At 46.9% G+C, this 23,671-nt stretch carries 25 protein-coding genes; 14 read left to right on the forward strand and 11 right to left on the reverse strand.

All coding sequences use genetic code 11. The features are described 5' to 3' along the window. The first annotated feature begins 13 nt into the window (after positions 1 to 13). The 3 genes from MHI30_RS05470 to MHI30_RS05480 all read left to right on the forward strand — a co-directional run bounded on the left by MHI30_RS05470 (position 14) and on the right by MHI30_RS05480 (position 4,269). On the forward strand, positions 14 to 2,974 hold the full coding sequence (locus tag MHI30_RS05470) for an AAA family ATPase (protein ID WP_075754793.1): 2,961 nt from the start codon (positions 14 to 16) through the stop codon (positions 2,972 to 2,974). 49 nt (positions 2,975 to 3,023) lie between these two features. Continuing rightward, a complete protein-coding gene (yhaM, locus tag MHI30_RS05475; RefSeq protein WP_075754795.1) occupies positions 3,024 to 3,968 on the forward strand; it encodes a 3'-5' exoribonuclease YhaM in 945 nt (314 codons plus the stop codon). Between the two features lie 67 nt (positions 3,969 to 4,035). Beyond that, the gene (locus tag MHI30_RS05480) at positions 4,036 to 4,269 is read left to right on the forward strand and encodes a sporulation YhaL family protein (protein ID WP_020450792.1); all 234 of its coding nucleotides are present in this window, start codon (positions 4,036 to 4,038) and stop codon (positions 4,267 to 4,269) included. Between the two features lie 44 nt (positions 4,270 to 4,313). Here MHI30_RS05480 and MHI30_RS05485 read toward each other — a convergent pair whose 3' ends face one another. Further along, complete coding sequence (locus MHI30_RS05485; protein ID WP_003180243.1) at positions 4,314 to 5,174, reverse strand: peptidylprolyl isomerase; 861 nt, start codon at positions 5,172 to 5,174, stop codon at positions 4,314 to 4,316. A 163-nt stretch (positions 5,175 to 5,337) separates the two neighbouring features. On the opposite strand from MHI30_RS05485, the gene MHI30_RS05490 reads away from it, so the two are divergent. Both MHI30_RS05490 and MHI30_RS05495 read left to right on the forward strand, forming a co-directional pair. Beyond that, the gene (locus MHI30_RS05490) at positions 5,338 to 5,424 is read left to right on the forward strand and encodes a YjcZ family sporulation protein (RefSeq protein WP_003180245.1); all 87 of its coding nucleotides are present in this window, start codon (positions 5,338 to 5,340) and stop codon (positions 5,422 to 5,424) included. Between the two features lie 127 nt (positions 5,425 to 5,551). Then, positions 5,552 to 5,650 (forward strand): YjcZ family sporulation protein, encoded by a 99-nt coding sequence (locus MHI30_RS05495; RefSeq protein WP_003180247.1) that lies wholly within the window; start codon positions 5,552 to 5,554, stop codon positions 5,648 to 5,650. 54 nt (positions 5,651 to 5,704) lie between these two features. On the opposite strand, the gene MHI30_RS05500 is transcribed toward MHI30_RS05495, so the two are convergent. Beyond that, positions 5,705 to 5,920 (reverse strand): hypothetical protein, encoded by a 216-nt coding sequence (locus MHI30_RS05500; RefSeq protein ID WP_003180249.1) that lies wholly within the window; start codon positions 5,918 to 5,920, stop codon positions 5,705 to 5,707. A gap of 77 nt (positions 5,921 to 5,997) precedes the next feature. Then, the gene (locus tag MHI30_RS05505) at positions 5,998 to 6,513 is read right to left on the reverse strand and encodes a DUF3267 domain-containing protein (protein WP_075754797.1); all 516 of its coding nucleotides are present in this window, start codon (positions 6,511 to 6,513) and stop codon (positions 5,998 to 6,000) included. 213 nt (positions 6,514 to 6,726) lie between these two features. On the opposite strand from MHI30_RS05505, the gene MHI30_RS05510 reads away from it, so the two are divergent. Further along, positions 6,727 to 7,074, forward strand: coding sequence for a YhaI family protein (locus MHI30_RS05510; protein ID WP_075754799.1), 348 nt, complete (start codon positions 6,727 to 6,729; stop codon positions 7,072 to 7,074). On the opposite strand, the gene MHI30_RS05515 is transcribed toward MHI30_RS05510, so the two are convergent. Further along, positions 7,071 to 7,691 (reverse strand): HTH-type transcriptional regulator Hpr, encoded by a 621-nt coding sequence (locus MHI30_RS05515; protein WP_020450797.1) that lies wholly within the window; start codon positions 7,689 to 7,691, stop codon positions 7,071 to 7,073. The two genes, MHI30_RS05510 and MHI30_RS05515, sit on opposite strands and share 4 nt — an antisense overlap. 193 nt (positions 7,692 to 7,884) lie before the next feature. Continuing rightward, the gene (locus MHI30_RS05520; protein WP_075754801.1) at positions 7,885 to 8,241 is read right to left on the reverse strand and encodes a YtxH domain-containing protein; all 357 of its coding nucleotides are present in this window, start codon (positions 8,239 to 8,241) and stop codon (positions 7,885 to 7,887) included. Between the two features lie 161 nt (positions 8,242 to 8,402). Between MHI30_RS05520 and MHI30_RS05525 the strand changes: the two genes are divergently transcribed. Continuing rightward, positions 8,403 to 8,594, forward strand: coding sequence for a hypothetical protein (locus MHI30_RS05525; RefSeq protein ID WP_020450798.1), 192 nt, complete (start codon positions 8,403 to 8,405; stop codon positions 8,592 to 8,594). A gap of 91 nt (positions 8,595 to 8,685) precedes the next feature. On the opposite strand, the gene MHI30_RS05530 is transcribed toward MHI30_RS05525, so the two are convergent. From MHI30_RS05530 to MHI30_RS05540, 3 genes are all read right to left on the reverse strand, one after another. Beyond that, positions 8,686 to 9,213, reverse strand: coding sequence for a tryptophan transporter (locus MHI30_RS05530; protein WP_020450799.1), 528 nt, complete (start codon positions 9,211 to 9,213; stop codon positions 8,686 to 8,688). Positions 9,214 to 9,355: 142 nt separating this feature from the next. Next, the gene (gene serC / locus MHI30_RS05535; protein ID WP_075754803.1) at positions 9,356 to 10,429 is read right to left on the reverse strand and encodes a 3-phosphoserine/phosphohydroxythreonine transaminase; all 1,074 of its coding nucleotides are present in this window, start codon (positions 10,427 to 10,429) and stop codon (positions 9,356 to 9,358) included. Positions 10,430 to 10,627: 198 nt separating this feature from the next. Beyond that, positions 10,628 to 11,047, reverse strand: coding sequence for an HIT family protein (locus MHI30_RS05540; protein WP_020450801.1), 420 nt, complete (start codon positions 11,045 to 11,047; stop codon positions 10,628 to 10,630). A gap of 524 nt (positions 11,048 to 11,571) precedes the next feature. Between MHI30_RS05540 and MHI30_RS05545 the strand changes: the two genes are divergently transcribed. The 3 genes from MHI30_RS05545 to MHI30_RS05555 are packed head-to-tail and all read left to right on the forward strand — an operon-like array spanning position 11,572 to position 14,290. Then, on the forward strand, positions 11,572 to 12,312 hold the full coding sequence (locus tag MHI30_RS05545) for an ABC transporter ATP-binding protein (RefSeq protein WP_020450802.1): 741 nt from the start codon (positions 11,572 to 11,574) through the stop codon (positions 12,310 to 12,312). Beyond that, positions 12,305 to 13,531 (forward strand): ABC transporter permease, encoded by a 1,227-nt coding sequence (locus MHI30_RS05550; protein ID WP_075754805.1) that lies wholly within the window; start codon positions 12,305 to 12,307, stop codon positions 13,529 to 13,531. Before MHI30_RS05545 ends, MHI30_RS05550 begins: the two co-directional genes overlap by 8 nt. Positions 13,532 to 13,579: 48 nt before the next feature. Further along, positions 13,580 to 14,290, forward strand: a complete 711-nt coding sequence (locus MHI30_RS05555) for an EcsC family protein (RefSeq protein WP_075754807.1) — start codon at positions 13,580 to 13,582, stop codon at positions 14,288 to 14,290. 30 nt (positions 14,291 to 14,320) lie between these two features. Here MHI30_RS05555 and MHI30_RS05560 read toward each other — a convergent pair whose 3' ends face one another. From MHI30_RS05560 to MHI30_RS05570, 3 genes are all read right to left on the reverse strand, one after another. Continuing rightward, positions 14,321 to 15,481, reverse strand: coding sequence for a M20 family metallopeptidase (locus MHI30_RS05560; protein WP_167564572.1), 1,161 nt, complete (start codon positions 15,479 to 15,481; stop codon positions 14,321 to 14,323). A gap of 140 nt (positions 15,482 to 15,621) precedes the next feature. Beyond that, positions 15,622 to 16,998, reverse strand: coding sequence for a hypothetical protein (locus tag MHI30_RS05565; RefSeq protein WP_075754810.1), 1,377 nt, complete (start codon positions 16,996 to 16,998; stop codon positions 15,622 to 15,624). Positions 16,999 to 17,106: 108 nt separating this feature from the next. Next, entirely contained in the window at positions 17,107 to 17,610 is a 504-nt protein-coding gene (locus tag MHI30_RS05570; RefSeq protein WP_081379945.1) for an antibiotic biosynthesis monooxygenase, read from the reverse strand. A 132-nt stretch (positions 17,611 to 17,742) separates the two neighbouring features. Here MHI30_RS05570 and MHI30_RS05575 point away from each other — a divergent pair, with 132 nt between their 5' ends. The 4 genes from MHI30_RS05575 (at position 17,743) to hemY (ending at position 23,508) form a co-directional block, all read left to right on the forward strand. Next, a complete protein-coding gene (locus tag MHI30_RS05575; RefSeq protein WP_075754814.1) occupies positions 17,743 to 19,881 on the forward strand; it encodes a transglycosylase domain-containing protein in 2,139 nt (712 codons plus the stop codon). Between the two features lie 125 nt (positions 19,882 to 20,006). Continuing rightward, entirely contained in the window at positions 20,007 to 21,068 is a 1,062-nt protein-coding gene (gene hemE, locus MHI30_RS05580; protein WP_041817172.1) for a uroporphyrinogen decarboxylase, read from the forward strand. Positions 21,069 to 21,141: 73 nt separating this feature from the next. Then, complete coding sequence (gene hemH, locus MHI30_RS05585; protein ID WP_075754816.1) at positions 21,142 to 22,080, forward strand: ferrochelatase; 939 nt, start codon at positions 21,142 to 21,144, stop codon at positions 22,078 to 22,080. 15 nt (positions 22,081 to 22,095) lie between these two features. Further along, complete coding sequence (gene hemY / locus MHI30_RS05590) at positions 22,096 to 23,508, forward strand: protoporphyrinogen oxidase (protein WP_075754818.1); 1,413 nt, start codon at positions 22,096 to 22,098, stop codon at positions 23,506 to 23,508. Positions 23,509 to 23,671: the final 163 nt, after the last annotated feature.

Consider the following 23,671-nt stretch of genomic DNA (forward strand, 5'->3'; position numbering starts at 1 on the left):
AGGAGGATGCAGGGTGAATATACATGCGATACATATATACGGATTCGGTAAATTTGCCAATCAGACATTTCGCCTGTCTCCTTCAAATCTGCATTTGGTCTACGGACTCAACGAAGCCGGGAAAACGACGCTCATGTCGTTTATTGAAAGCGTGCTGTTCGGTTTTCCGAAGACGAAACGGTACGAGCCGAAAACGGGCGTCATTTACGGGGGGATGCTTGAGGTCGGGCACCCTGATTTGGGGCGGATCCGGATCGAACGGACGGCCGGAAAGCCTGAGCGGGTCACCGTTTATCTGGAAGACGGCAGCACGAAGCCGGAAGGTTTTTTAAATGAGCTGCTGTCAGGCGTCGACAGACAGCTGTATAAAGCGATCTACTCATTTGACGTGTTCGGCCTTCAGGAAATTCATAAATTCAACCGTGACAAAATCGGCCGTTTTCTGCTGTTTTCGAGTCTGTTCGGCTCTGATGCGATTTCCAAGATGGATGCCGGCCTCGTGAAAAAGCAGGAAGAGCTGTTTAAACCGAACGGACGGAAGCCTGAACTGAATCAGGAGCTCGACCGGTTAAAAAGGCTTTCCGAAGATTTGAAAAAGGCGAAAGCGCGGGAAGGCGACTACCACCGTCTGTTAAACGAAAAAAAAGGCGCTGAGGCGTCAATAAAGGAAAGCGGACAACTGCTGAAAGATCTTGAGCACCTCGTCTCACAAATCGAGCAGGCCATTGAGATTCTGCCGGCGGCCGCGGAAAAACGCCAGCTGGAAGAGCAGCTCGCATCTTTCGGCGGCTCAGGAGAAAGCCGTTTCCCCGAAGGCGGACTTTTTGAGCTCGAAAAGCTTGAATCCCACCTGCATCCAAAAGCGGCTCAGCTGAAGGCGCTGGAAGAAAAAAAACGCCGTTTGGAACAGCGCGCCGCCGCTTTTGCACCGGCTGAAGACTTTCTCGAGCACGAAGCGGAAGAGCTTTTAAAAGCATATCCGTTTTACCAGTCGTATTCCGAAAAAATCGCGTCTTTGACTGATCAGCTTCACCAGATAAACGGACGGGTTCAAGCGGGGCTTGAGCGCCTGAAAATCGAGGAATGCGATATCCTCAATGCGGACACCGCGTATGAATACGAGTGGAAGCTGCAGGAAACCGCTCAGGCATACATCGAGCTGCGTGAACTGAAGCGGTCGCTTGATGAACGGTTTGAGCAGGCGAGGGCTGATCTGGAGGAAGCTGAACAGGCTCACGCCGCTCTCAGCAATGAAGTGATGCCGGAAGATATCCGCAAGCAAAAAGAGGAAACCCTCAGCCGCCTTGCGTCCGCCGGCGGCCATGCCGGAAGACGGGAAGAGCTGCTTCTTCAGATGTCCTATCTGAAGCAAGAACAAAAGGTTAGGATGAAAAGAAGAAAGACCGCTTTTGCGGCAGCGCTTTGTGCTGCTTTTGCGGCAGCTTTTGCGGCGCTCTTTTTCAAGGAGTGGTTCCCGGGCGCTTTACTCGTGCCGATCTTGCTCATATTTGCCGCTGTTGTTCTAAAAAAGCCCGAGCCTTCCGCGGCAGCGGCTTTTATTCAAAAACAGCTGGACGACATTGAACGCAGCGGTTCAAAAAGCGGAGTGAGTGACAACGCTTTGAGGGAAGAGCTGTGGAAGGACGACCAGACCCGGCAGCTCTTCATCGCAAAACAAGCTGAGCTCAGACAGAGAGAAGCGGAATATGAAAGAGCGATTCAGAAGTTCGAAGCGTGGGAAAAGGATATCCGTCCGTATCAGGAGAAGATCGAACGCTATTTGAGAGAGCTGAACCTGTCAATCGACCCGTCATTTTTAGCCGATGCGTACGCTTTAATCAAGGAACTCCGAGAGGAAATGTTGAAAAAGCGGGATATCGAGAAAGAGCTGAGCCGCCTTCAGGCTAAAAAAGCATCTTTTGAAGCGGAATTGAGAAAGCTTGTCTCATCTCTCGGCCGCGCTGGCGAAAGTGTCCAAGAGCAGGTGTTTCAGCTGAAAAGCACGCTTGATTCCCAAAAAGAAAAACTTCGGCAAAAACAGGAAGCGGACGTGTCTTTAAAGCATACCGCCGAACAAATCAAAGAGCTGACAAAAGAGACGGAATACTTCCAATCCCAAATTGGCGAACTCTTTCAAAAAGCAGGGGCGGACGGCCGTGAGATGTTCATCGGTCTGGCGAAGCGCGACCAAGCCAAAAAAGAATTAACGGCAAGGCTCGGGCAGCTCAAAAGAGAGCTCGGCAGGCAGGACGAGAAGGCCGTCATGCTTGCATCAGAACACTCTCTTGCAGAACTGAAAGGAAAGCTGACCGAGGCGCAAGAAAAAAGGGCCCGTATAGAAAATAAGCTTGCAGAAGAAAGACAAAAGGCGGCGAATGTCCATGCGGAACTGGTCAGACTTGAGGAATCGGGAGCGGTATCCGAGCTCGCCTATCAGACCGGAATGCAAAAAGAGCGGGTCGCCGAACTGGCCAAAAAGTGGGCCGCCGTCAAGCTGATCCGGCAGGCGGTCAAAAACAAGATCGATGAACATAAGAAGGTTCGGCTTCCGAAGCTGTTACAGACGGCTGAAACATTACTGAACCCATTGACTGCCGGGCAATACGAAAAAATTTATTTTTCTGAAACAGATGATTCCATGATGGTCATGCGGAAAGACGGGGCTGTTTTTTACGCCCACGAACTGTCCCAGGCAACTTGTGAACAGCTCTATTTAGCGATCCGATTCGCTCTGGCCCTCTCCCATCAAAAGGAAGTCAAATTGCCGTTCCAGTTGGATGACAGCTTTGTCCACTTTGACCGGGAGCGGTTTAAACAAGTGCTGAACATCTTAAAAAAGCTTTCAGGCGAAGATCAGCAAATCTTGTATTTTACGTGTCATGAACATGTAAGAGAAGCTTTTCACGACGAAGATGTGATTCTGCTGCCATCCGTCATGAAAAAGGTGGAAGTAAAGGGGATAACTAACAAATAAAAGTGTGTGCTATAATGATTTTATGTAGGAAAACGGAGGGAGCTTTATCATGGCAAAAGGTATCATGCTGCACGAAGTTGGCGAGCAGGTGGATTTGTATTTGCTCATTAAATCGTCAACGAAAGGAATCGCGAGCAATGGGAAACCGTTTTTAACGCTGATGCTCCAGGATCAGTCCGGAGAAATAGAAGCGAAGCTTTGGGACGCCAAACAGCAGGACGAAGTGACCTACGGCCCGCAGACGATCGTGAAAGTGGTCGGCGACATTCATCATTACCGCGGGCGGAACCAGCTGAAGCTGAGAAACATCAGACCTGCGGGCGAGAATGAAAATGTCAAAATCGATGACTTTCTTGAGACTGCACCGATTCCCAAAAACGAAATGATGGATGCGGTCACTCAATATATTTTTGAAATGAAAAACCCGAGTATTCAGCGAATCACGAGGCACCTCGTCAAAAAATACGGCAAGGAATTCATTGATTATCCGGCTGCGACGAAAAATCACCACGAGTTCGTATCAGGTCTTGCATACCATGTTGTCTCCATGCTGAACCTGGCCAAATCGGTCGCAGACCTGTATCCGTCGCTCGATCGCGACCTATTGTACGCAGGCGTTATTCTGCATGACCTTGGAAAAGTAAAAGAACTATCCGGACCGGTGTCCACGACCTATACTGTCGAAGGGAATCTGCTGGGGCACATTTCGATTATGGTGACAGAAATTGCAAAAGCAGCCGAAGAGCTTCAAATTGATTCAGAAGAAGTGCTGATTCTCCAGCATTTGATTTTAAGCCATCACGGCAAACCCGAATGGGGCAGTCCGAAGCCTCCGATGGTCAAGGAAGCGGAAATTCTTCACTATATCGACAACCTTGATGCGAAGATCAATATGATGGACAGAGCGCTCGAACGGGTCAAGCCGGGAGAGTATACCGAACGCGTCTTTGCATTGGATAATCGTTCCTTTTATAAGCCCGTTTTTCACAAATAAGCGGCATAACTTGTCTCCCTTTTGCATAATGTCTGATATACAGTTTATTCAAAAAGGGGGAAAAGCCGTGCTGCTGTTTCCGTGGTGGGTGTACCTTTGCATCGTCGGCATTATTTTCAGCGCCTATAAGCTGATGACGACGGCAAAGGAAGAGGAAAAGATCGATCAGGCTTTTATCGAAAAAGAAGGCCGCATTTATATCGAACGGATGGAAAAAGAAAAAGCACAGCGTATGAAGCGTTCATTGGATGAAGATCAAGAACAGCATGAAAAATCGGCTGACAGTCATTCCATCGCATAAAAAAAGCTGTCCGGCCCCGCGAGGGGAGGACAGCTTTTTTGGCGTCAGCTGCTGCTGCTTGTCTGAGCTTGGCGCTGGTCGACTTGTTTTTTCAACTCTTTGTCTTTTACTTTTAAATCAGCATCTTTGACAAGTTTGTCAATGACAGATTGCAGTTCAGTTTGATCGTTTTGCTTTTGTTCTTGGACCTCTTTTTTGAGCTCTTTTTTCATGTCTTCATATTTGCCGCGCTCTTCGTCTTTCTTAATGATGTGATAGCCGAATTGCGATTTCACAGGGCCGCTGATTTCGCCGGTTTTCAAAGCAAATGCCGCTTTGACGAAATCCTTGTCCATGTTATCGTCCTTGCCGACCCATCCGAGGTCGCCGCCTTTTTCGGCTGTTCCGTCAGTTGAATACTCTTTTGCAAGGTCTTCGAATTTTTCGCCTTTTTTCAGCTTTTTCTCAACTTCTTCAGCCGTTTTCTTTTCCTTCACAAGAATGTGGCTTAAGTGGATTTTGCCTTTCAGGCCGTCATAGTATTCTTTTACGTCATCATCGGTTACTTTTATGTTATCCTTTGCGGCTTTTTGCATGAGAAGTTCGTATTTGATCTGTTCTTTGACGAAGTCTTCGCCTTTCTGGTCAATGAGCTGGTTGAGCTGGTCACCCATCGATTTTTTGTACTCGTTCAGCTTTTTGTCGATTTCTTTGTCGGAGACATCGTATTTATCGTCGAGTACTTTTTGCTGAACGAGCATGTTCAGTGCGTCCGCTCCGGCATTGTCTTTTAATGTTTGATAAAGGTCTTCTTTTGTAATATTTCCAGCTTTTGTTTCTGCAACAACCTCAGAGTCTCCCCCGCTGCATGCGCTGAGAGCCAGCACACTTGTCGCTGTAATCGCCGCAATTGCAATCTTCTTCATAAATGCAAACACTCCTAATCATAACAGTTTAAACTTTCCTTTGAATTGTATCATATCATATTCTGACATGCTGTAAAAAGATTTTCAACAGAGGGGCATCCGTCTAGTCAAATTTTCTTTTCGCTCATACAAATATATTGATCAAGAAAAGGAGGTCAATAACATGAGCGGAGGATACTCAAGCGGTTTTGCTTTATTGGTCGTGTTGTTCATTTTATTAATCATCGTTGGTGCAGCTTATCTGTACTAAAACCTTAGAAAATGAGAAAAGAACCGTTATTTTTTCAGGCGGTTCTTTTCTTTTGGACGATAGCCTAAGCGTTTCATGACATTCGTGCATACACTAATGTAACGACTGGGGCAGAGGAGGTGTCAATATGGGCGACGGTTATGCAGGAGGTTTCGCTGGCGGCTTTGCGCTGCTTGTGGTACTGTTCATCTTATTAATTATTATTGGTGCTTCTTGGATATGCTAATCAACAAAAGGATAGCTGCCGGATCAATACGATCGGCAGCTATCCTTTTTTTCTTTACACCGTAAAGGAAATCTCAATGAATGATGAGATCAATAAAATTAAGATCAGCACATTAATCATTCTAAACACCTTATCCTGCCGTTCTTCAGGAATCTCTCTGACAAGGCATAAAGAGTTTGTAAGCTTGTTTATGTTGAAGACAGTAAAAACCGCAAACAAGATGAAATAAAAAAGGATGATAGGAGATCCCCCTCTCTGTTTCTGCTCCATACTACATTACCAAATATTTATTAAAAAAGATAGAAAATAGACTGAAAAAAGGATTTTCCAAGAGCTGAGCGGCTGGATTATTTTTGTATTAAAATATCAAAATCGTCGGCTTCCTGATCGACATAGCAGTTTTTAGGCGCTTTGATCAGTTTCCAGGCGAACAGAAAATCAGGCAGACAATAGCCGAAATGAATGCTTGAAATGATGCAGAAATAATGAGCAAAGCTCGGCATCACAGCCCCCGCGTAAAATAAAGCAGGCGTGATGACGAAAAAAGGGCAGAGAAGAGAGACAAGCATCGTGTTTTTTGGAACTTCTCTCCATGTTCTCATTTTCAACCAATAAATCTTTTTTTCTAATTTTTTCTTGCTGATCACCGGCAAGATATGAAGAATTTTATGGGCAATTATAGCCGCAACCAAAAGCCCTGCAAACAAAAGGGCATGATCGCCTCTCTGAACAGTTTGCGGATGAATCAGCTGCATCGCTAAATATTCGGGAATAAAAAATAAAATCATTAAACTGACGGCAGTGAGCACGATGCGCATGCCTCCATAATCTTTAACGAGATTGATGGTTTTCCAGCAACTCATAAATGACATCCTTCCGTTTCAACAAACTGTTATATGAAATCCTCAGAATAATTTACTCCTCTGGATGAGAAAAATCAATCCCTTTTCCGAAAAAAATTTCGTCATTTTCCAAAGAATTTAGAAGGGTGTAAAAGGAACAGAAATCTCCCGTGTTGAACTTTCATCAGAAGGGAATATCGGCTAAAATAAGAGAAAGGGAGAGAAGGGACAAATATGAACTCTATCGAGCAACGCCTTGAGCGGCTGGAATATTACATCAAACTGTTATTGAACAATGCGGATATGGAAGAGTATCCGTATTATAAAATGTTGATCGAAAAGGGCTTATCAGAGGAAGAAGCAAAGGAAACGGAAAAGCTGTGCGAAGAGCTCTCAAAGGAGCTTGAAGCACAAAAAGCGCAAGGATATGTGATGTTCGATCATCTCCTCACGCTTTTTGCGGGACAGTTAAATGAAAAACTTGAAGTGCACGAAACGATTTTCGCCCTTCACAGACAAGGTCTGTACAAACCGCTGATGAGCGAATTCATCAGCATTATCAGGCAATACGATCTGGCTTAGTTTTTAAGAGGCTCAAGCGGTTTGTCCATCTCTATCGATTCCCCGGCTTCTTTTGCTTCTTGTTTTTTCTTCATTTTGCCCTCTTCGCTCGTAAATTCACTTTCGATGTTTGAAAACGATTTTTCGAAAATTTCCATGAAATCATCGCCGTAAATATGGCGGATGATCGACATCATCTCGACGATTTCTGGAAACTTCCCGTACAGCTGATGAAGGGGCTGAGCGCCTTTTAAGACGGCATTCCGGGTCGGATCGTAAGACTCGAGGATTTTAAGGAAAACGTCTTCACCTTTCGGAGTCAGCTGAATGTAAGTGTTTCGTTTGTCATTCAACTTTTTGGAAAACTCCAGGTAACCTCTTTCCTCAAGTTTTTTTGAAAAATTAAACGCTGTGGATACGTGCATGACGCCGAACTTGGCGATTTCTGAAATGGATGCACCGTTCAGCTGGTAGGCGATCCACAAAATATGATGCTCGTTAATGTTCAGATCATAAGGTTTAATCCACTGCTGCCAATCCTTTTCTATTGACTTCCAAAGCGCCTTGCTAAGCTGTGCCATTCTTTGACTGAATAAAAGGGCTTCTTTCACCGTATAGGGCTCTTCCGCTCGATTCATTCACTTCACCTGCTTCTCTTTATCTTATAATTTCTATTATGCCAATAAAATAAAGATTAATAAAGATGTAAATTTACGAAATTTTTAAAAAATCCAGCTTTACGGTGTGAAATCAGGATTTTACCCAAAAAAAGAGCGTGAAAATTTTCCATTCACACCCCTTTTTTAAGGTTCATTTTTTTCGCTGAGTATATTAGTTTTGTAAGGTTTTCTCCAGCTGTTTTATCTTTTCTTCAATCTCAGCGATTTCCTTTTTTAAGTCCTGCTGGTGAGGTTTGATTTCCTCGCGCCATTCCTGGATGGACGTTTGCAGTTCGCTGCCGACGTCTTTGATGATTTCCGCGCCTTCTATGGCGGTTTTGACGAATTGCTCTTTTAATGCGATTCCGTCGTTTTTCAGCCTTTTGACGGTGTCTTCCCATTTACCGCAGCTGGCTTTAAGCTGTCCTCTCAAGTTTTTTCCTGAAGTCGGCGCGGTCAGCAATGCTGCAACACCGCCGATAACACCGCCTACAATCAGTCCGGCTGCTAAAGATCGGCCTTTTGACATGTATATCACCCCGGTTATATTTTTAAAGATCAGGCTTGGCAGGCGCCCGTCTTCTCATGATTAGATATTGGCGTCTGAGCCGGGCCATCCGTTTTTCTTCTTAGAAACTTCTGCATAGCTTGCTTTATTTTAGCATACTTTTTAAAAAAGGAGGGAGAGGGTTGTCTGTCATTATCATTGTTTTGACAATTTTAAGCGCTGTGTTTACCGCCGGCTCCTTTTATTATTTAAGGCTTCTCGGATATTCTGCATCTTACCCGCCGAAACGCATTCTTAAACAAAAAGCGCTTTTTTGCACGGGAAGCGCAGGATTGGCGCTCCTGCTCCTTTTTTTTATTCAGCTTCTTATATAAAATATCGGGCGGATTCCCCTTTTTTTGACCATCAAAACGAAAAAAACCTCTTCGAAAAAAGGATATCCCTTTTCAAGAAGAGGTTCTGGTTTTATTTGACTTGTTCAATCAGCCTTGAGCGCTTCATGATCGACTGCACGATCGGGAAGATGACCGCCATGGCGATCGTGTTGATCAAGGCAGCAGGTAAAACGACAACAGAAAACAGGGTGATGAACCCCTGGTTTCCAGGCAGGCCGACGATGAACAGCGCAGCCGTAAGGAAAATGGTTCCGGAAAGAACCGTTCCTGCAGCAGTTAATCCGGCGGCGGCAAGCGTTTTGCTGTTCAGCTTTTTCACAAGCAGAAATACGCCGAAGAACATCAAGGCTGTTAGCGGTTTGTCGATGATGTTAGGCAGCTGTCCTCCCGGAAAAGCCGTCGTCAACGCGGAAATGACGCCTGTCACGATTCCGATAACGAGAACATTTTGCAATCTAGGGAACAAAAGGATTCCCATAAACATCATGATCAGCATCATATCCGGCTTCATTCCGTAGAAAAAAGGCGGAATCACAGCGTGAAGCGCCGCTCCAATGGCGACAAACAGGGCCATAGCCACTAATTCTTTTGTTTTCATGTCTATTCTCTCCTCATCTAGGCTCTTTTTACGCTTTCCAATAATATGCTCGTCATTTATTGCGAAAGCTTTCTAGTAGTATATCAAACTTTCGAAGGAATGGGGAAGCCTTTTTCGCCATCCTCCGTCATCAGGATAACCATCAGTTTTCATCGCGGAATTTCTTCATAAAGGCCGCCAGCTTTTTGCAGTCTTCAACCGATACGGCATTGTAAATCGAAGCGCGGCAGCCTCCGACCGAACGGTGTCCGCCAAGCCCAGACATTTTTTCTTCCTTTGCCTTTGCGATGAATGATGCTGTCAGCTCATCATTTTTGAGCGTAAAGGTGACGTTCATGTTTGAGCGGCTGTCTTCTCTCGCATGGCCGCGGTAGAATCCGCCGCTTTCGTCGATCGCGTTGTATAAAATACCGGCTTTTTCGCGATTGCGTTTCTCAATGGCATCAAGGCCTCCTTTTTCCTTGAGCCACTCCAGCACGAGAGACAGCATATAAATCGCAAAAGTCGGAGGGGTATTGTAGAGAGAATCCGCTTTGGCATGTGTTGAGTACTTCAGGATTTTGGCAACTTGCTCGTTTTCTTTGCCGAGCCAGTCTTTTTTCATGATGACAACGGTCACCCCTGACGGTCCGAGGTTTTTCTGCGCGCCGGCATAGATGATGTCAAATTGGGAAACATCGATTTTTCTGCTTAAAATATCGCTGGACATATCAGCGACAACCGGAATCGGAGCGTCAGGGAACTTTTGCCACTGCGTTCCGAAGATCGTGTTGTTGGAAGTCAGGTGGAGGTAAGCCCCGTCTGCCGGAATCTCCGGTACTTCGGGAATATAGCTGTACGTATCTTCTTTACTGGACGCGATGATCGATGTGTTTCCGAAGAGCTTCGCTTCGGCCAGCGCTTTTTCAGACCAGGCGCCTGTCATCATGAAGTGGGCCGTTTTGTCTTTGGAGAGGAAGTTCATCGGAATCATTGAGAACTGAAGGCTTGCTCCGCCTTGCAGAAACATGATTTCATAATCATCAGGTATGTCCATCAGTTCCTTTAACAGAGCTTTCGCTTTTTGATGAACGGCGTCATACTCTTTGCTGCGGTGGGACAGCTCCATCACGGACATCCCCGCACCGTTGAAATCGAGAAATTCGTCTTTCGCCTTTTGCAGTACTTCTAAAGGCAGTGCTGCCGGTCCTGCGTTAAAGTTCGTTGTACGTATCATCACAATCGCTCCCTGTTCATGTATAAAAATATAAAACAATCCTATCATAAAAGGTTCCGGTTATACATAAAAAATTTGAATTGTGTGAAATATAGAACAAAGTCTATTTAGTCGTGCCGGGCGATCTGATAAATGTGGAGTTTTTTTGAACGAAAAAAAGACGCCGGCAGCTGCCGGCGCTCTTGGACAATGTCTCGATTACAGGTGCTTGTTGATGGAAGCTGCAATGTTCTGCAAGTCTTCCGGTGAATAGTCGTCCGCATGTGTTTTCCAGACGGCTCCGAATCCGTCTCCTTTGCCGTAGCGGGGGATGATGTGCATGTGATAGTGGAAGACGGACTGCCCCGCTTTTTCGCCATTGTTATTCAGAAGGTTTAAGCCGATCGGCTCGTATTCGTCTTTGATAGCCTGGGCGATTTTCGGAACCGCTTCAAAAAATTCTCTTGAAACATCAGGTGTCATTTCGTAAATATTGGTTTTATGAACTTTTGGAATCACAAGTGTGTGCCCTTTTGTGACTTGGCTGATGTCGAGAAAAGCCAGTACATGTTCATTTTCAAATACCTTTGCACAAGGGATTTCTCCGTTTATGATTTTGCAGAAAATACAGTCGCTCATACTTTTCCTCCTTTTTCCATTAGGGAAAGGTTATGTATAAGCAACATATTACCACAATTTGCGCGAAAACACGAAAAACAGGATGAACGGCTCCAACGTTCACCCTGCCTGAAGAAGGTACGCTTTAATGAAGAAACGTTAACTGCCTTTTGCAAGCACCCCATTTTCGTCAAAATGAAAGCTTGTAACGCCTATACATTTCTTGCGACAAACACCTCATTTGATCGTCACACCTTTTTTATATGACGGAGATGTCAAATAAAGCAGGTGCTTTCTCAATTCAGTGGATGAAAGAAATTTCTAAGCTTGACATGTTTCATACTCAGGAACTCTTGCCGATTTTGTCTTTGACAAACACCTCATTCGCCAGAGTTGATAAGCTTTTCCTTCTTCAAGAATTAGAATGTCCTGATGCGCATTCGATTATTCGTTTTATTTTAAGGCCGAAAAGCGGGAGGGAAAACGTTTCAAATACATTCTTGTTTTTGGTACTATTAAGAAAAATGCAGGAAAGGAACGAACGTATGTCACTACTGACTGTTAATGAGTTAACTGGAGGGTATACAAGAAACCCGGTGCTGCGCGATGTTTCATTTGCGATTGAACGGGAGCAGATCGTCGGGCTGATCGGTTTGAACGGAGCGGGGAAAAGCACGACGATCCGGCATATCATCGGCTTGATGGAACCGCACAAAGGATCGGTTGAATTGAACGGCAAAACGTTCATGGACGATCCGGAAAGCTATCGTTCCCAATTTACGTTTATTCCGGAAACGCCGATTTTATATGAAGAGCTGACATTGAAGGAGCATTTGGAGCTGACGGCGATGGCGTACGGCCTTTCCAAGGAAACGTTCGAGAAAAGGCTTCCGCCGCTTTTGAAAGAATTCAGAATGGAGAAGCGCCTGAAATGGTTCCCTGCCCATTTTTCAAAAGGAATGAAGCAGAAGGTTATGATCATGTGCGCTTTCCTTGTTGAACCCGACCTGTACATTATAGACGAACCGTTTCTCGGTCTTGATCCGCTGGCGATCAATGCCCTTCTCGAGCGGATGAACGAAGCGAAGAAAAACGGCGCGGCCGTTTTGATGTCGACGCATATTTTGGCAACGGCAGAGCGGTATTGCGACTCCTTCATTATTCTCCATAACGGCGAAGTGCGGGCGAAAGGAACGCTTGATGAGCTCAGAGAACAGTTTTCGATGGAAGAAGCGAGCCTCGACGACCTGTACCTTGAACTGACGAAGGAAGAGAGCTATGAATAGCATTCTGGGGATTTGGAAGACAAGAATTGAGGAGTATGTCAAAGAAACAAGATCATATTTGAAATACATGCTGAATGACCACCTTGTCATCGTCATGATTTTTTTCCTTGCAGGAGCTGCGAGCTGGTACAGCAAATGGCTGAAAGAGATGCCCGAAGGTTTTCCCGCTTATTGGGTGATGGCCGTCATCTTTTCGTTCATTTTGACAGGCTCGTACGTCTGCACACTGATTAAAGAAGCGGACCTCGTCTTTTTGCTGCCGCTCGAAGCAAAGATGGAGCCGTATTTTCAGCAGGCTTTCCGATTCAGTTTGTTGACGCAGCTGTTTCCGCTGGCCGCCGCGGCCCTCGCTTTGGCGCCGCTCTATTTTGAAGCGAGCGGCAAGGCTTTTTCCGCGTACTTCATCTTGCTGATTCAACTGCTCGTCTTAAAAGGATGGAACACGGCGATGCAATGGCGGATGACGTTTTTCGGCGAAAAAAACATGAGGGTCACCGACTGGATTGTCAGACTGCTTCTCAACACGACCGCGATCTATTTCGCTTTAGCGTCTTCATACGCATTTGCAGCAGCTGTCTACCTGATCATGGCCGCTCTGTATGTGTATTTTAAAATGATCGATAAGAAAAAATCGTTTAAATGGGAGCTGCATATTGAAGACGAAATCAGAAGAAAGCAGCGGTTCTACAGAATTGCGAACCTATTCACCGACGTTCCCCATCTTAGAAAGCAGGCGAAAAGAAGAGCATATCTCGATTGGATGCTCCGGTTTATTCCGTATGAACAGCGCCGGACATTTACATATATGTACGGAAGGGCCTTTATCAGATCAAACGACTATTTCGGTATCGTCGTCAGGCTGACCGCAATTTTTGGTATCATCATCGCTTATTTTTCGACATATGAGTGGGTTTCTGCCGCGCTCATCGTCTTTACCGTATTCATTACAGGAATTCAGCTGACGCCGCTGTTTGATCATTTTTCACACTTGTCATTGCAGGAGCTTTATCCCGTCAAAGCGGAAGAAAAGCGGAAGAGCTTTTTCGGCCTGCTTCACATTGTTCTGAGCGTTCAGGCGCTTGTTTTGTCTGCCGTTGCCGGAGCCATGATGCAGTGGACCGGGATGCTCGCCGGACTGGCCGGCTCCGCATTGCTTATATTTGTAATTTTGAAGCCTTATTTCAGCAGCAGATTAAAGAAAAATGCCAAGAGATCATGAATCCTTTTCTTTTTAAGCAAGTATCATGAAAGAAGAGGTGAGTGGCGCATGAATGAAAACCAGCTTTATTTGGAGGAAGCGATCCGCTGGAAAATGAAGTTTCTCAGAAAGCCGTCGATGGCTGAGCGGATGTCGAAAGGCGTGCAGTCGAAAATTAACGCACGCATTCCCGCCAAAGTTCACAAAGCGATAACAGAAAGCATTAAAAAGATGGTCGAGGCCACTTTGCTCGGCTCGAATTTGACGACTTTTGACAAGAAAACAGGCGCGCTTTCACTAAGGGAAAAAGATGAGCTGGCTCAGAAGACGATCGCCCAGTATCAAAAGGCGGCTGCCGTTGAAGGGATCGGAACAGGCGCAGGCGGGATTTTTCTCGGACTGGCGGACTTTCCGCTTTTGCTCGGCATCAAAATGAAATGCCTGTTTGAATTGGCGTCGATTTACGGATACGATATTAAGGAGAAAGAAGAGCGGATGTTTCTTTTGTATATTTTTCAGCTCGCCTTCTCCGGGGAAGCGCACCGAAAAGAAATTTTCCGCATGATTGAACATTGGGAAACCGAAAAGCGCGAAATCGATTGGCAGGCTTTTCAGCAGGAATACCGGGACTATCTCGATCTTGTAAAGCTGTTTCAGCTTGTGCCGGGCTTCGGCGCAGTCATAGGCGGAACGGCTAACTATAAGCTGCTTGGGCATCTTGGGGAAACAGCGAGGCACGTTTTCCATATGAGGTTGATACATGAGACAGCCGGATATTGATGATCCGGCTGTTTTTTGCTTTTTCGGCTGTTACATTGCAGGCGTTTCGCGGAGCGCCTGCTCTTTCTCCTGATAGGAGATCGCGGCATTTGCCAGCACCTTGGCTGCGATCAGCAGCGCTTTTTCATCAAGATCGAATTTCGGATGGTGATGGGGAAACACCGCGTCCGGATTTTCAGGACGGGCGCCTGTAAAGAAGAATGTCCCTTTGACGCGCTCCAGGTAGTAAGCGAAATCTTCCCCGCCCATTTGCATGCCGCTTTCCTCAACGTTTTCGACGCCTTCTGTCTGTTTGGCGATTTTTGCGAGAAAAGCCGTTTCTTCCGGATGATTGCAGACAGGCGGATAGCCCCTTTCGAAGGAATAGTCACAATCAGCGCCATGCATGCCGCATATCCCTTTTGCAATCTGTTCAATTTCGTTTTCAATCAAGGTGCGGATTTCTTCATTGAAGGAACGCGCCGTCCCGATTAAAACGGCTTTATCAGCGATTACATTAAAGGAGTTTTCGGCAACAAATGAACCTATCGAAACGACTGCCGGCTGAGTCGGATCGAGCCTGCGGCTGACAATCTGCTGGAGTGAAGCGACGATCTGCGATCCGATCAACACGGCGTCTTTTGTTTTATGAGGCTGTGCGCCATGCCCGCCATTGCCTTTAATCGTAATCGTAAAACGGTCCGCAGCGGCCATGATCGGTCCTGTTCGATATTGAACGGTTCCCGTCGGCTCCGTAGCCCACAAGTGGGTTCCGAAAATCACGTCAACACCGTCAACACAGCCGTCTTCAATCATCGGCCTGGCTCCGCCCGGCGAATATTCCTCGGCGTGCTGATGGATGAGGACGATCTTTCCTTTTAAACGGTCGGCATGTTCATTCAAAATTTTCGCGAGGACGAGCAGGGTGGCCGTGTGCCCGTCGTGTCCGCAGGCATGCATCACTCCCGGCACCGTCGACCGGTAAGGTACATCTTTTTCATCATGGATGGGCAGCGCGTCAAAATCGGCTCGAAGCGCAATGACGGGGCCGGGCGTTCCGCCTTCGATGTGCGCGAGAATTCCGCCCCCGCCGACATTGGTGCGGATAGGAATACCGAGCGCTTCATAGTAAGAAGCGATAAATGCGGCTGTTTTCTTTTCTTGAAAAGAAAGCTCCGGGTGCTGATGAAAATGGCGCCTCAATTTGACCATTTCATCGTAGTGTGCATCAAGCTGCTCATTGATTTGTCGGATGAATGCGGATGCGCTCAAAAAAATTCCTCCTTTTAGGAATGGTAAGTTTTTATAATTTTATGACAACTGAAGCCGCTGTTCAACCTTGCTGTCACGTTTTATAGAAGAAAAATGGCGGCAATCGTTGTGACAGTTAATCCGGCTGCTACAGGAATAAAGTTTTTTCTGGCAAGATCGAACGGGTCAACTTTACAAATCGCTGCAACCGGAATGAGCGCCCATGGCACAAGTGTACCGCCGCCGACCCAAATGGCTGAGATTTGGCCGAGTGCGGTCAGAACGGCCGGGTTGCCGTCAACAGCCGCAGCAAACATCGAAGCGGCTGATCCGGCTAGAGAAATTCCTGAAAAACCGGAGCCGTCAAGACCGGTCACTGCTCCCGTGACAGTGAGCGCCACTGCGGCGAGTTCTGGAGAGAGCGGAACGCTGTGGGCAAAAGCTGAGCCGAGGTCCTGCACGATCCTATTAGAAAAACCGGGCATCTCGGCGGTCAGTACTTTTTCGAAACCCGCGTCGCCCAAGTAAAAAAAGGCGGCGATCGGAATGACGGGGGCAAACACTTTAAAGCCGAACTGAAATCCGCGAATGAAATAACCGGTGATTTTCTCAAGACGACGGTGTTTGTGGACGATAAAATGAATGAGAATCATGACGAAGACAGCCGTTCCTCCGACAAGCGCCGTCGCTTCGTCTCCTTGCAATTCCAGGATCAGCATCGCGGCGATATCCCCTAAAAAAATGACCGGAATCATCAGTGCGAGCCATTTTCTTGGGGCCGGGGGAAGAAGCCATTCAGGCTCGCTTTGCCGCCGCTCACTGTTTGCCGCTGCTTTATTGCCTTTCTCTTTCCTGAGCATCAAAAAGGCTGCCGCCGTTGTCGAAAAGCCCATGATCAGGACGAGCGGAACGCTTGCAGACATCACTTCTGCAACGGACAGTCCGGCTGCATCTCCGGTCAATTTAGGCGCTGCCTGGATGATGTAATCACCTGATAGAGCGAAACCGTGGCCGAACAAATTCATGGCGCACGCTACCGCTATCGGGGAGAGACCGGCTTTCAGCGCGGCAGGCAGGAGGACGGCGCCGATCAATGCGACAGCCGGGGAGGGCCAAAAAAATGAAGAAATGATAAACATTAAAGCTCCGGTGATCCAGTAGGCCAAGGCAGGGCCTTTCATCCATTTGGCGATCGGAGTGACCATTGCTTCATTAACGCCGGTCTTTGCCAACAGTTCGCTCATCGAAACGGTAAAGCAGATGATGAAAATGGTCGGGAGAAGTTCTCCGGCGGCGTAGATTAAGCTGTTGAACAGGCCCATCACAGAGGCAATGGCAGAATGGGTCGCTGCTAATGAAATGAAAAAAACCCCGGCAAGCGATATAAAGGTGGTATCAAGACGAAGAAGCATAAATGCGAGAATAGCTGCGATAAAGCCCAAATATATAAAGTGAACGGACGTTAATTCAAATTCCATTTCCCGATCCCCCCGTTAACATAGCCTCATACAGCTTATTCCTGGGCTGTCAGAGTGTGAAGGAAGGGCTCATTTCCTCGGAAATAAAAAAACTGCCTTAAAAGGCAGTTATTCGACAGAATGATACGAAGAAATATAGGATGGGCGGGAAAAAATCGTTCCGCCTTGGTTGATTCCAGCTGAAGATTCCTTCTTTTGATGGGCTTCGCCGAACGATTTGGAGCTTTTCCAGTCCTGAAATGACTGTTCTGTGTCCCACAACGTCAGTACGATATACGTATCGCTGTCTTTCGGCCTCAGCACCCTGAGGGCTTTAAAGCCGAGCTGATTTTCGATTTTTCCGGCTCTGTTTTTAAAACGGGTTTCGAAAAGCGGTCTTCCTTCCGGTGTGACAGGGATGTTGTTGAGGACGGCGAATCCGGAATGTTCCAAAGTTCCCGACTGATCGATGATTTCGTAGCGGTGAGGAGAATGAAAGACGCTTTCTCCGTCGGTTTCGTGAAAGAGAATGGCGGAATCGTGGCTTTTCATAAATAACATGTTTTCAAGACCGTGCTGTTTGGCGAGCTTTTTTAAAAACTCGACAGTTCCGTATGTAATGTAAAAATTCAATTTCATCACCCCTTTTTTGATAGTATAACAAAAGGACGATTTAAAATTCTATCTATTACCCGCTATAAATGCTGCAACATAATTTAAAGAAAAAATTCCCATACTAGCTATAGAAAGGAATGAGGTGACCATATGAGAAAGAGATTTTTCATTCCAATCATCATTACAGCGGCGATATTCCTTTTATCGTTAATCGGATATATTACGATTTTGTTTCTGGGGGATTATGTGATTGATGAAAAGAAACTGATTTTCCATGCTTCTTCTAAAATCGTCGACCAAAATGGAGAAGAAGTCGCAAGCCTCTATACCGAAAACAGAAGACCTGTTTCAATTGCCGAGGTGCCGGACGGCGTAAAAAATGCCTTTATCGCGGTTGAAGACAAGCGCTTTTATGAGCACCACGGCATCGATTTTAAATCGGTGAGCCGTGCGGTCTATAAAGATATATTAGCGGGAGGGAAAGTGGAAGGTGGAAGCACGATCACCCAGCAGCTCGCAAAAAACACTTTTTTAACACACGACAAAACGTTTTTAAGAAAAACGAAAGAAGTCATTATCGCGATCAACTTGGAGCGGGACTACAGCAAAGACAAGCTTTTGGAAATGTATTTGAACCAGCTTTATTTCGGGCACGGCGTCTATGGAATCCAGGCGGCTGCAAACTACTTTTTTAGCAAAGATGTGAAAGACTTGACGGTCAGTGAGGGAGCGGTGCTTGCTTCCATTCCTAAAGCGCCGTCCACGTATTCGCCCATTCTCAATCCGGACAAAAGCCGTGAGCGGCGCAATGTCATTCTCGGCATGATGAATGAGCAGGGATATATCAGCTCAAAGGAAACCGTCAGAGCCCAAGGCAGCACATTGGGTCTCCATGTGAAAGAAAAATCAAAAAATCCGTGGCTTGACAGCTATATTGATCTGGTCATGAAAGAAGCGGAAGACAAATATTCGATTTCGAGTGAACAGCTTCTTCAAGGCGGATACACGATCAGTGTTCCGCTTGACGTTTCGATACAAAAAGCGGCTTACACGTTGATGAAGCAGGACGGCTATTTTCCCGGAACAGACAATAAAGCTGAAGGGAGCGCCGTTTTTATCGATAACCGGACAGGCGGCGTAGTAGCCGCTCTCGGAGGTCGACAATACGCTCCAAAAGGCTACAACAGGGCAACAGCCCCGCGTCAGCCGGGTTCGACTTTTAAACCGCTTGCCGTTTACGGCCCCGCTCTTGAAGAAAAGCGGTTCAAGCCGTACTCCATGCTTGAAGATAAACAGCTGTCATACGGCGGCTACTCGCCGAAAAACTATGACGGCCAGTATGAGGGCAAGGTCTCAATGGTGGATGCGCTGACCTACAGCAAAAACGCGCCTGCCGTATGGACGTTAAATGAGATCGGAATCGAAACGGTGAAGCCTTATCTCAGCCGCTTGGGCATGAACGTTCCGGATGAGGGCCTGGCATTGGGGCTGGGCGGCTTAGAGAAAGGAGTGTCGCCGCTTGAGATTGCCGGGGCATACCGGACCTTCGCAAATTCAGGACAATACACCCAGCCGTTCTTTATTAAAAAAATCACGGACGAAAACGGGGATGTCATATTCCGCCACGAGGAAAAATCAGAAAAGGTATTCAGCAAACAAACAGCTTGGAACATGACGCGAATGCTAGAGGAGGTCGTGAAGAGCGGAACGGGAAAAGCAGGTGATTTTTCCGGAGAGATTGCTGGAAAAACGGGTTCGACCACGTATACCGGAAAAGAGGGCGGAACAAAAGATGCCTGGTTTGCGGGGTATACGCCCGAAGTGACGGGAGCTGTCTGGATGGGCTACGATAAAACGGATGAATCCCATTATTTAAAAGGCGGCAGCGCTTATCCGACAAGGCTGTTTAAAGACATTTTAAAACGCTCCAACCATAAGCCTGAACGATTTAAGGCGCCTGAAGGTGTAAAAGATCTGGACAGGCCGATCCGCCTCGAAGATTTGGAAAGTGTTAAAGCAGACTATTCCTTTACGCCGATGGGGCTGATTACGGTGTCATTAAAATGGCATGAACAAGAGGATAAAAGAGTTGAATACCGAATATATGAAAGGAAAAACGGAAAAGAAACGCTCATTGATACGGTTAAGGGGAAAGGAAGCTATTCAATCCCTTATGCAAACATCTTTTCCAATGCTTCCTATAAAATTGTTCCATACAATCCGCAGACGAAAACAGAGGGGAAAGGGACTGATTATGTCGAACCGAAAGTGTTTCCTTCGGGTCATTAGGTACCCGAAATTCATCAATTTCTTGAACAATAAGTCTCATGAGTATACCGTTCAATAAAAAAACGGTATATTGGAAGGAGTAATTTTGCGAACGTATGGTTGCAGCTTGAAAGGTGGATATCATGATGAAAAACGACAAGGCTTTTAATGACACATTCTTAAAAGCATGCCGAGGAGAAAAAGCCCCCCATGTACCGGTATGGTACATGAGGCAGGCTGGAAGATCACAGCCTGAGTACAGAGCGCTCAAGGAAAAATACGGACTGTTCGAAATTACGCATCAGCCCGAACTGTGCGCTTACGTGACAAGGCTCCCCGTCGAACAGTACGGTGTCGATGCGGCAATACTTTATAAAGACATAATGACACCGCTTCCAGGTATTGGCGTTGACGTCGAAATTAAAAACGGCATCGGTCCTGTCATCGATCAGCCGATCACATCTCTCGCAGATGTTGAAAAACTCGGCGAACTCGAGCCGGAGGAGCATATTCCATATGTGCTGGAGACGATCAGGATTTTGACAGAAGAACAGCTGAACGTTCCGCTGATCGGTTTTACAGGGGCGCCGTTTACACTGGCCAGCTATATGATCGAAGGCGGCCCGTCCAAAAACTACAATAAAACAAAAGCGTTTATGTACGGCCAGCCTGCTGCATGGGACCTCTTGATGAAAAAGCTCGGGAAGATGGCGGCTGTATACGTCAAAGCCCAAATCCGCTCCGGCGCCAAAGCCATTCAAGTGTTCGATTCCTGGGTCGGCGCGCTGAATGCCGGTGATTACTGCCGCTATATCAAGCCGACGATGGACATTCTTTTCAAAGAGCTGAAAAAAGAAGGCGTGCCGCTGATTATGTTCGGGGTCGGCGCAAGCCACCTCGCGACTGAATGGCACGATCTTGACCTCGACGTCGTCGGGCTGGACTGGCGGATGAGCGTGCAGGAAGCCAGGGATAAAGGGCTGACAAAAACGCTTCAGGGGAATTTGGATCCTTCGATCCTGCTTGCCCCGTGGGAAGTCATTGAAGAGAGGACGAAAGCCATTCTCGATCAGGGCATGCAGACGGACCGGTTTATTTTCAACCTCGGTCACGGGATTTTTCCCGAAGTCAGTCCTGACACACTGAAAAAATTGACGGCATTTGTTCATGAGTATTCCGCCTCAAAAAAATCGAGCCTGATGACATGAGCATTTCAGTTGGTCTTTTCAATATAAACTGTCAAAATACGTATAGATCATGATCTTTAAAGAGGTGTTCACGTTGGGTAAAAAGAAAATGGGGCTTCTTGTTATGGCGTATGGGACGCCGTACAAAGAGGAAGACATTGAACGTTATTATACACACATCAGAAGAGGCAGGAAGCCTGAGCCTGACATGCTTCAGGACTTAAAAGACCGCTATAAGGCAATCGGCGGAATTTCTCCGCTTGCAAAGATCACGCAAGAGCAGACGAAGCAGCTGGAAAAACGCTTAAACGAGCTTCAGGATGATGTGGTATTCAAGTCATATATCGGTCTCAAACATATCGAACCTTTCATTGAGGATGCCGTTCAGGAGATGCATAAAGACGGGATTACAGAAGCCGTCAGCATCGTGCTCGCGCCCCACTTCTCCACCTTCAGCGTACAGTCGTACAACAAGCGGGCGAAAGACGAGGCTGAAAAGCTCGGCGGATTGTCGATCACATCGATCAACAGCTGGTATGATGAGCCGAAATTCATCGCATATTGGGCGGATCAGGTGAGAAAAACCTATGACGAAATGCCTTCAAAAGAGAGGGAAAACGCCGTCTTGATTGTATCGGCGCACAGCCTTCCCGAAAAGATCGTCGAAATGGGTGATCCATATCCTGAACAGCTTAAAGAATCAGCGAAGCTGATTGCCGAAGCGGCGGGTGTAAAAGATTACGCCGTCGGCTGGCAAAGCGAAGGAAACACCCCTGATCCGTGGCTTGGGCCGGATGTTCAGGATTTGACGCGCGACTTGTCAGAGCAAAAAGGGTACAGCGCTTTTGTTTATGCTCCCGTCGGCTTCGTAGCCGACCATCTGGAAGTCCTTTATGACAACGACTATGAATGCAAAGTCGTCACGGACGATATCGGAGCAAGCTATTACAGACCTGAAATGCCTAACGCAAAACATGAGTTTATCGATGCTTTAGCGGATGTTGTATTAAAACAATTGGAGAAAGAACAGTAAAGAAGGCGATTGTAAATGAGTGGAGAACGCAGGCAGATTGTCATCATCGGCGGCGGTATTACCGGATTGGCCGCCGCCTTCTACTTGGAGAAGGAAATCAAAAAGAACGATCTCCCGGCCGAAGTCACGCTTGTTGAAGCAAGTCCGAGACTGGGCGGAAAGATACAGACGGTACACAAAGACGGCTATGTGATTGAACGGGGGCCGGATTCATTTTTGGAACGGAAGCAAAGCGCACCTCAGCTCGTGAAGGATCTCGGACTGGAGCACTTGCTCGTGAACAACGCGACAGGCCAGTCTTATGTTCTTGTCAGTGAAACGCTCTATCCGATTCCGGAAGGAGCCGTGATGGGGGTGCCGACAAAAATCGGACCTTTTCTGACAACCGGCTTGTTTTCCTTGCCGGGGAAGTTGAGAGCCGGAATGGATTTGCTGCTTCCAGCGAGCAAGCCGCAGGAAGACCAGTCGCTCGGAGAATTTTTCAGAAGGCGCGTCGGCGGTGAAGTGGTGGAGAACCTGATCGAACCGCTTTTGTCAGGCATTTATGCCGGGGACATTGACCGCCTCAGTCTGATGTCGACTTTCCCGCAATTCTACCAGACAGAACAGAAGTACAGAAGCTTGATCATCGGGATGAAAAAATCGCGCGGCGCCCAGAGCGCCAAAAAGCCTGCGAACAAAAAGAAAGGCCAGTTCCAGACGGTGAAAACCGGCCTGCAGACGATTGTAGAAGAACTGGAAAAGCAGCTCGATATCACAAAGGTTTATAAAGGCACAAAGGTCGTCAGCATTGAGCGCGCGGGCTCGGGCTACAGCATGAAGCTTGACAACGGCAAGGTGCTTCACGCCGATTCGGCCGTGGTCACCGCTCCCCATAAAGCAGCTGCCGCGATGTTTCCAAAAGCGGATTGGCTGAAGGGTTTAGAAGATATGGTGTCAACATCTGTCGCCAATGTGGCGCTCGGATTTCCGGAAGAAGCCGTCCACATGGAGCATCAAGGAACAGGCTTTGTCATTTCAAGAAACAGCGACTTTTCGATTACGGCGTGCACTTGGACAAACAAAAAATGGCCGAGTACAACGCCTGAAGGAAAAGTCCTGTTAAGGGCTTATGTGGGGAAAGCCGGCGATGAGTCCGTTGTCGAACAGTCTGATAACGAGATGGTGAAAATCGTCCTCGACGATTTAAAACGGATTATGAAGATCGACGGCGAGCCGGAAATGACCTGCATCACTAGATGGCATGAAGCGATGCCGCAATACCATGTCGGCCATAAGAAAAGAATGAAAGAGATCAGGGAAGGGTTACAGGCGTCATATCCGGGCATTTTCATGACGGGGGCCTCTTTTGAAGGGGTCGGCATCCCGGATTGCATCGACCAAGGCAAGCAGGCCGTAGCCGATGTACTCTCACACCTTTTCGAATAAAGAAGAGCAAATAAAGCTGTCCGAATCCATTCGGCGGCTTTTTTTATTTTCACTCTTTTTACAGCTTTCATCATTTTAAAGTTTGTTTAGGGAAAAGATAACATTTAAATTATTGCATTTTATATTCAGGTGTGTTACATTACTCTTTGTACTTAATGACCAA

The organism is Bacillus sp. FSL L8-0528, from assembly GCF_038593085.1.
GTDB classification, from domain to species: Bacteria; Bacillota; Bacilli; order Bacillales; family Bacillaceae; genus Bacillus; species Bacillus paralicheniformis.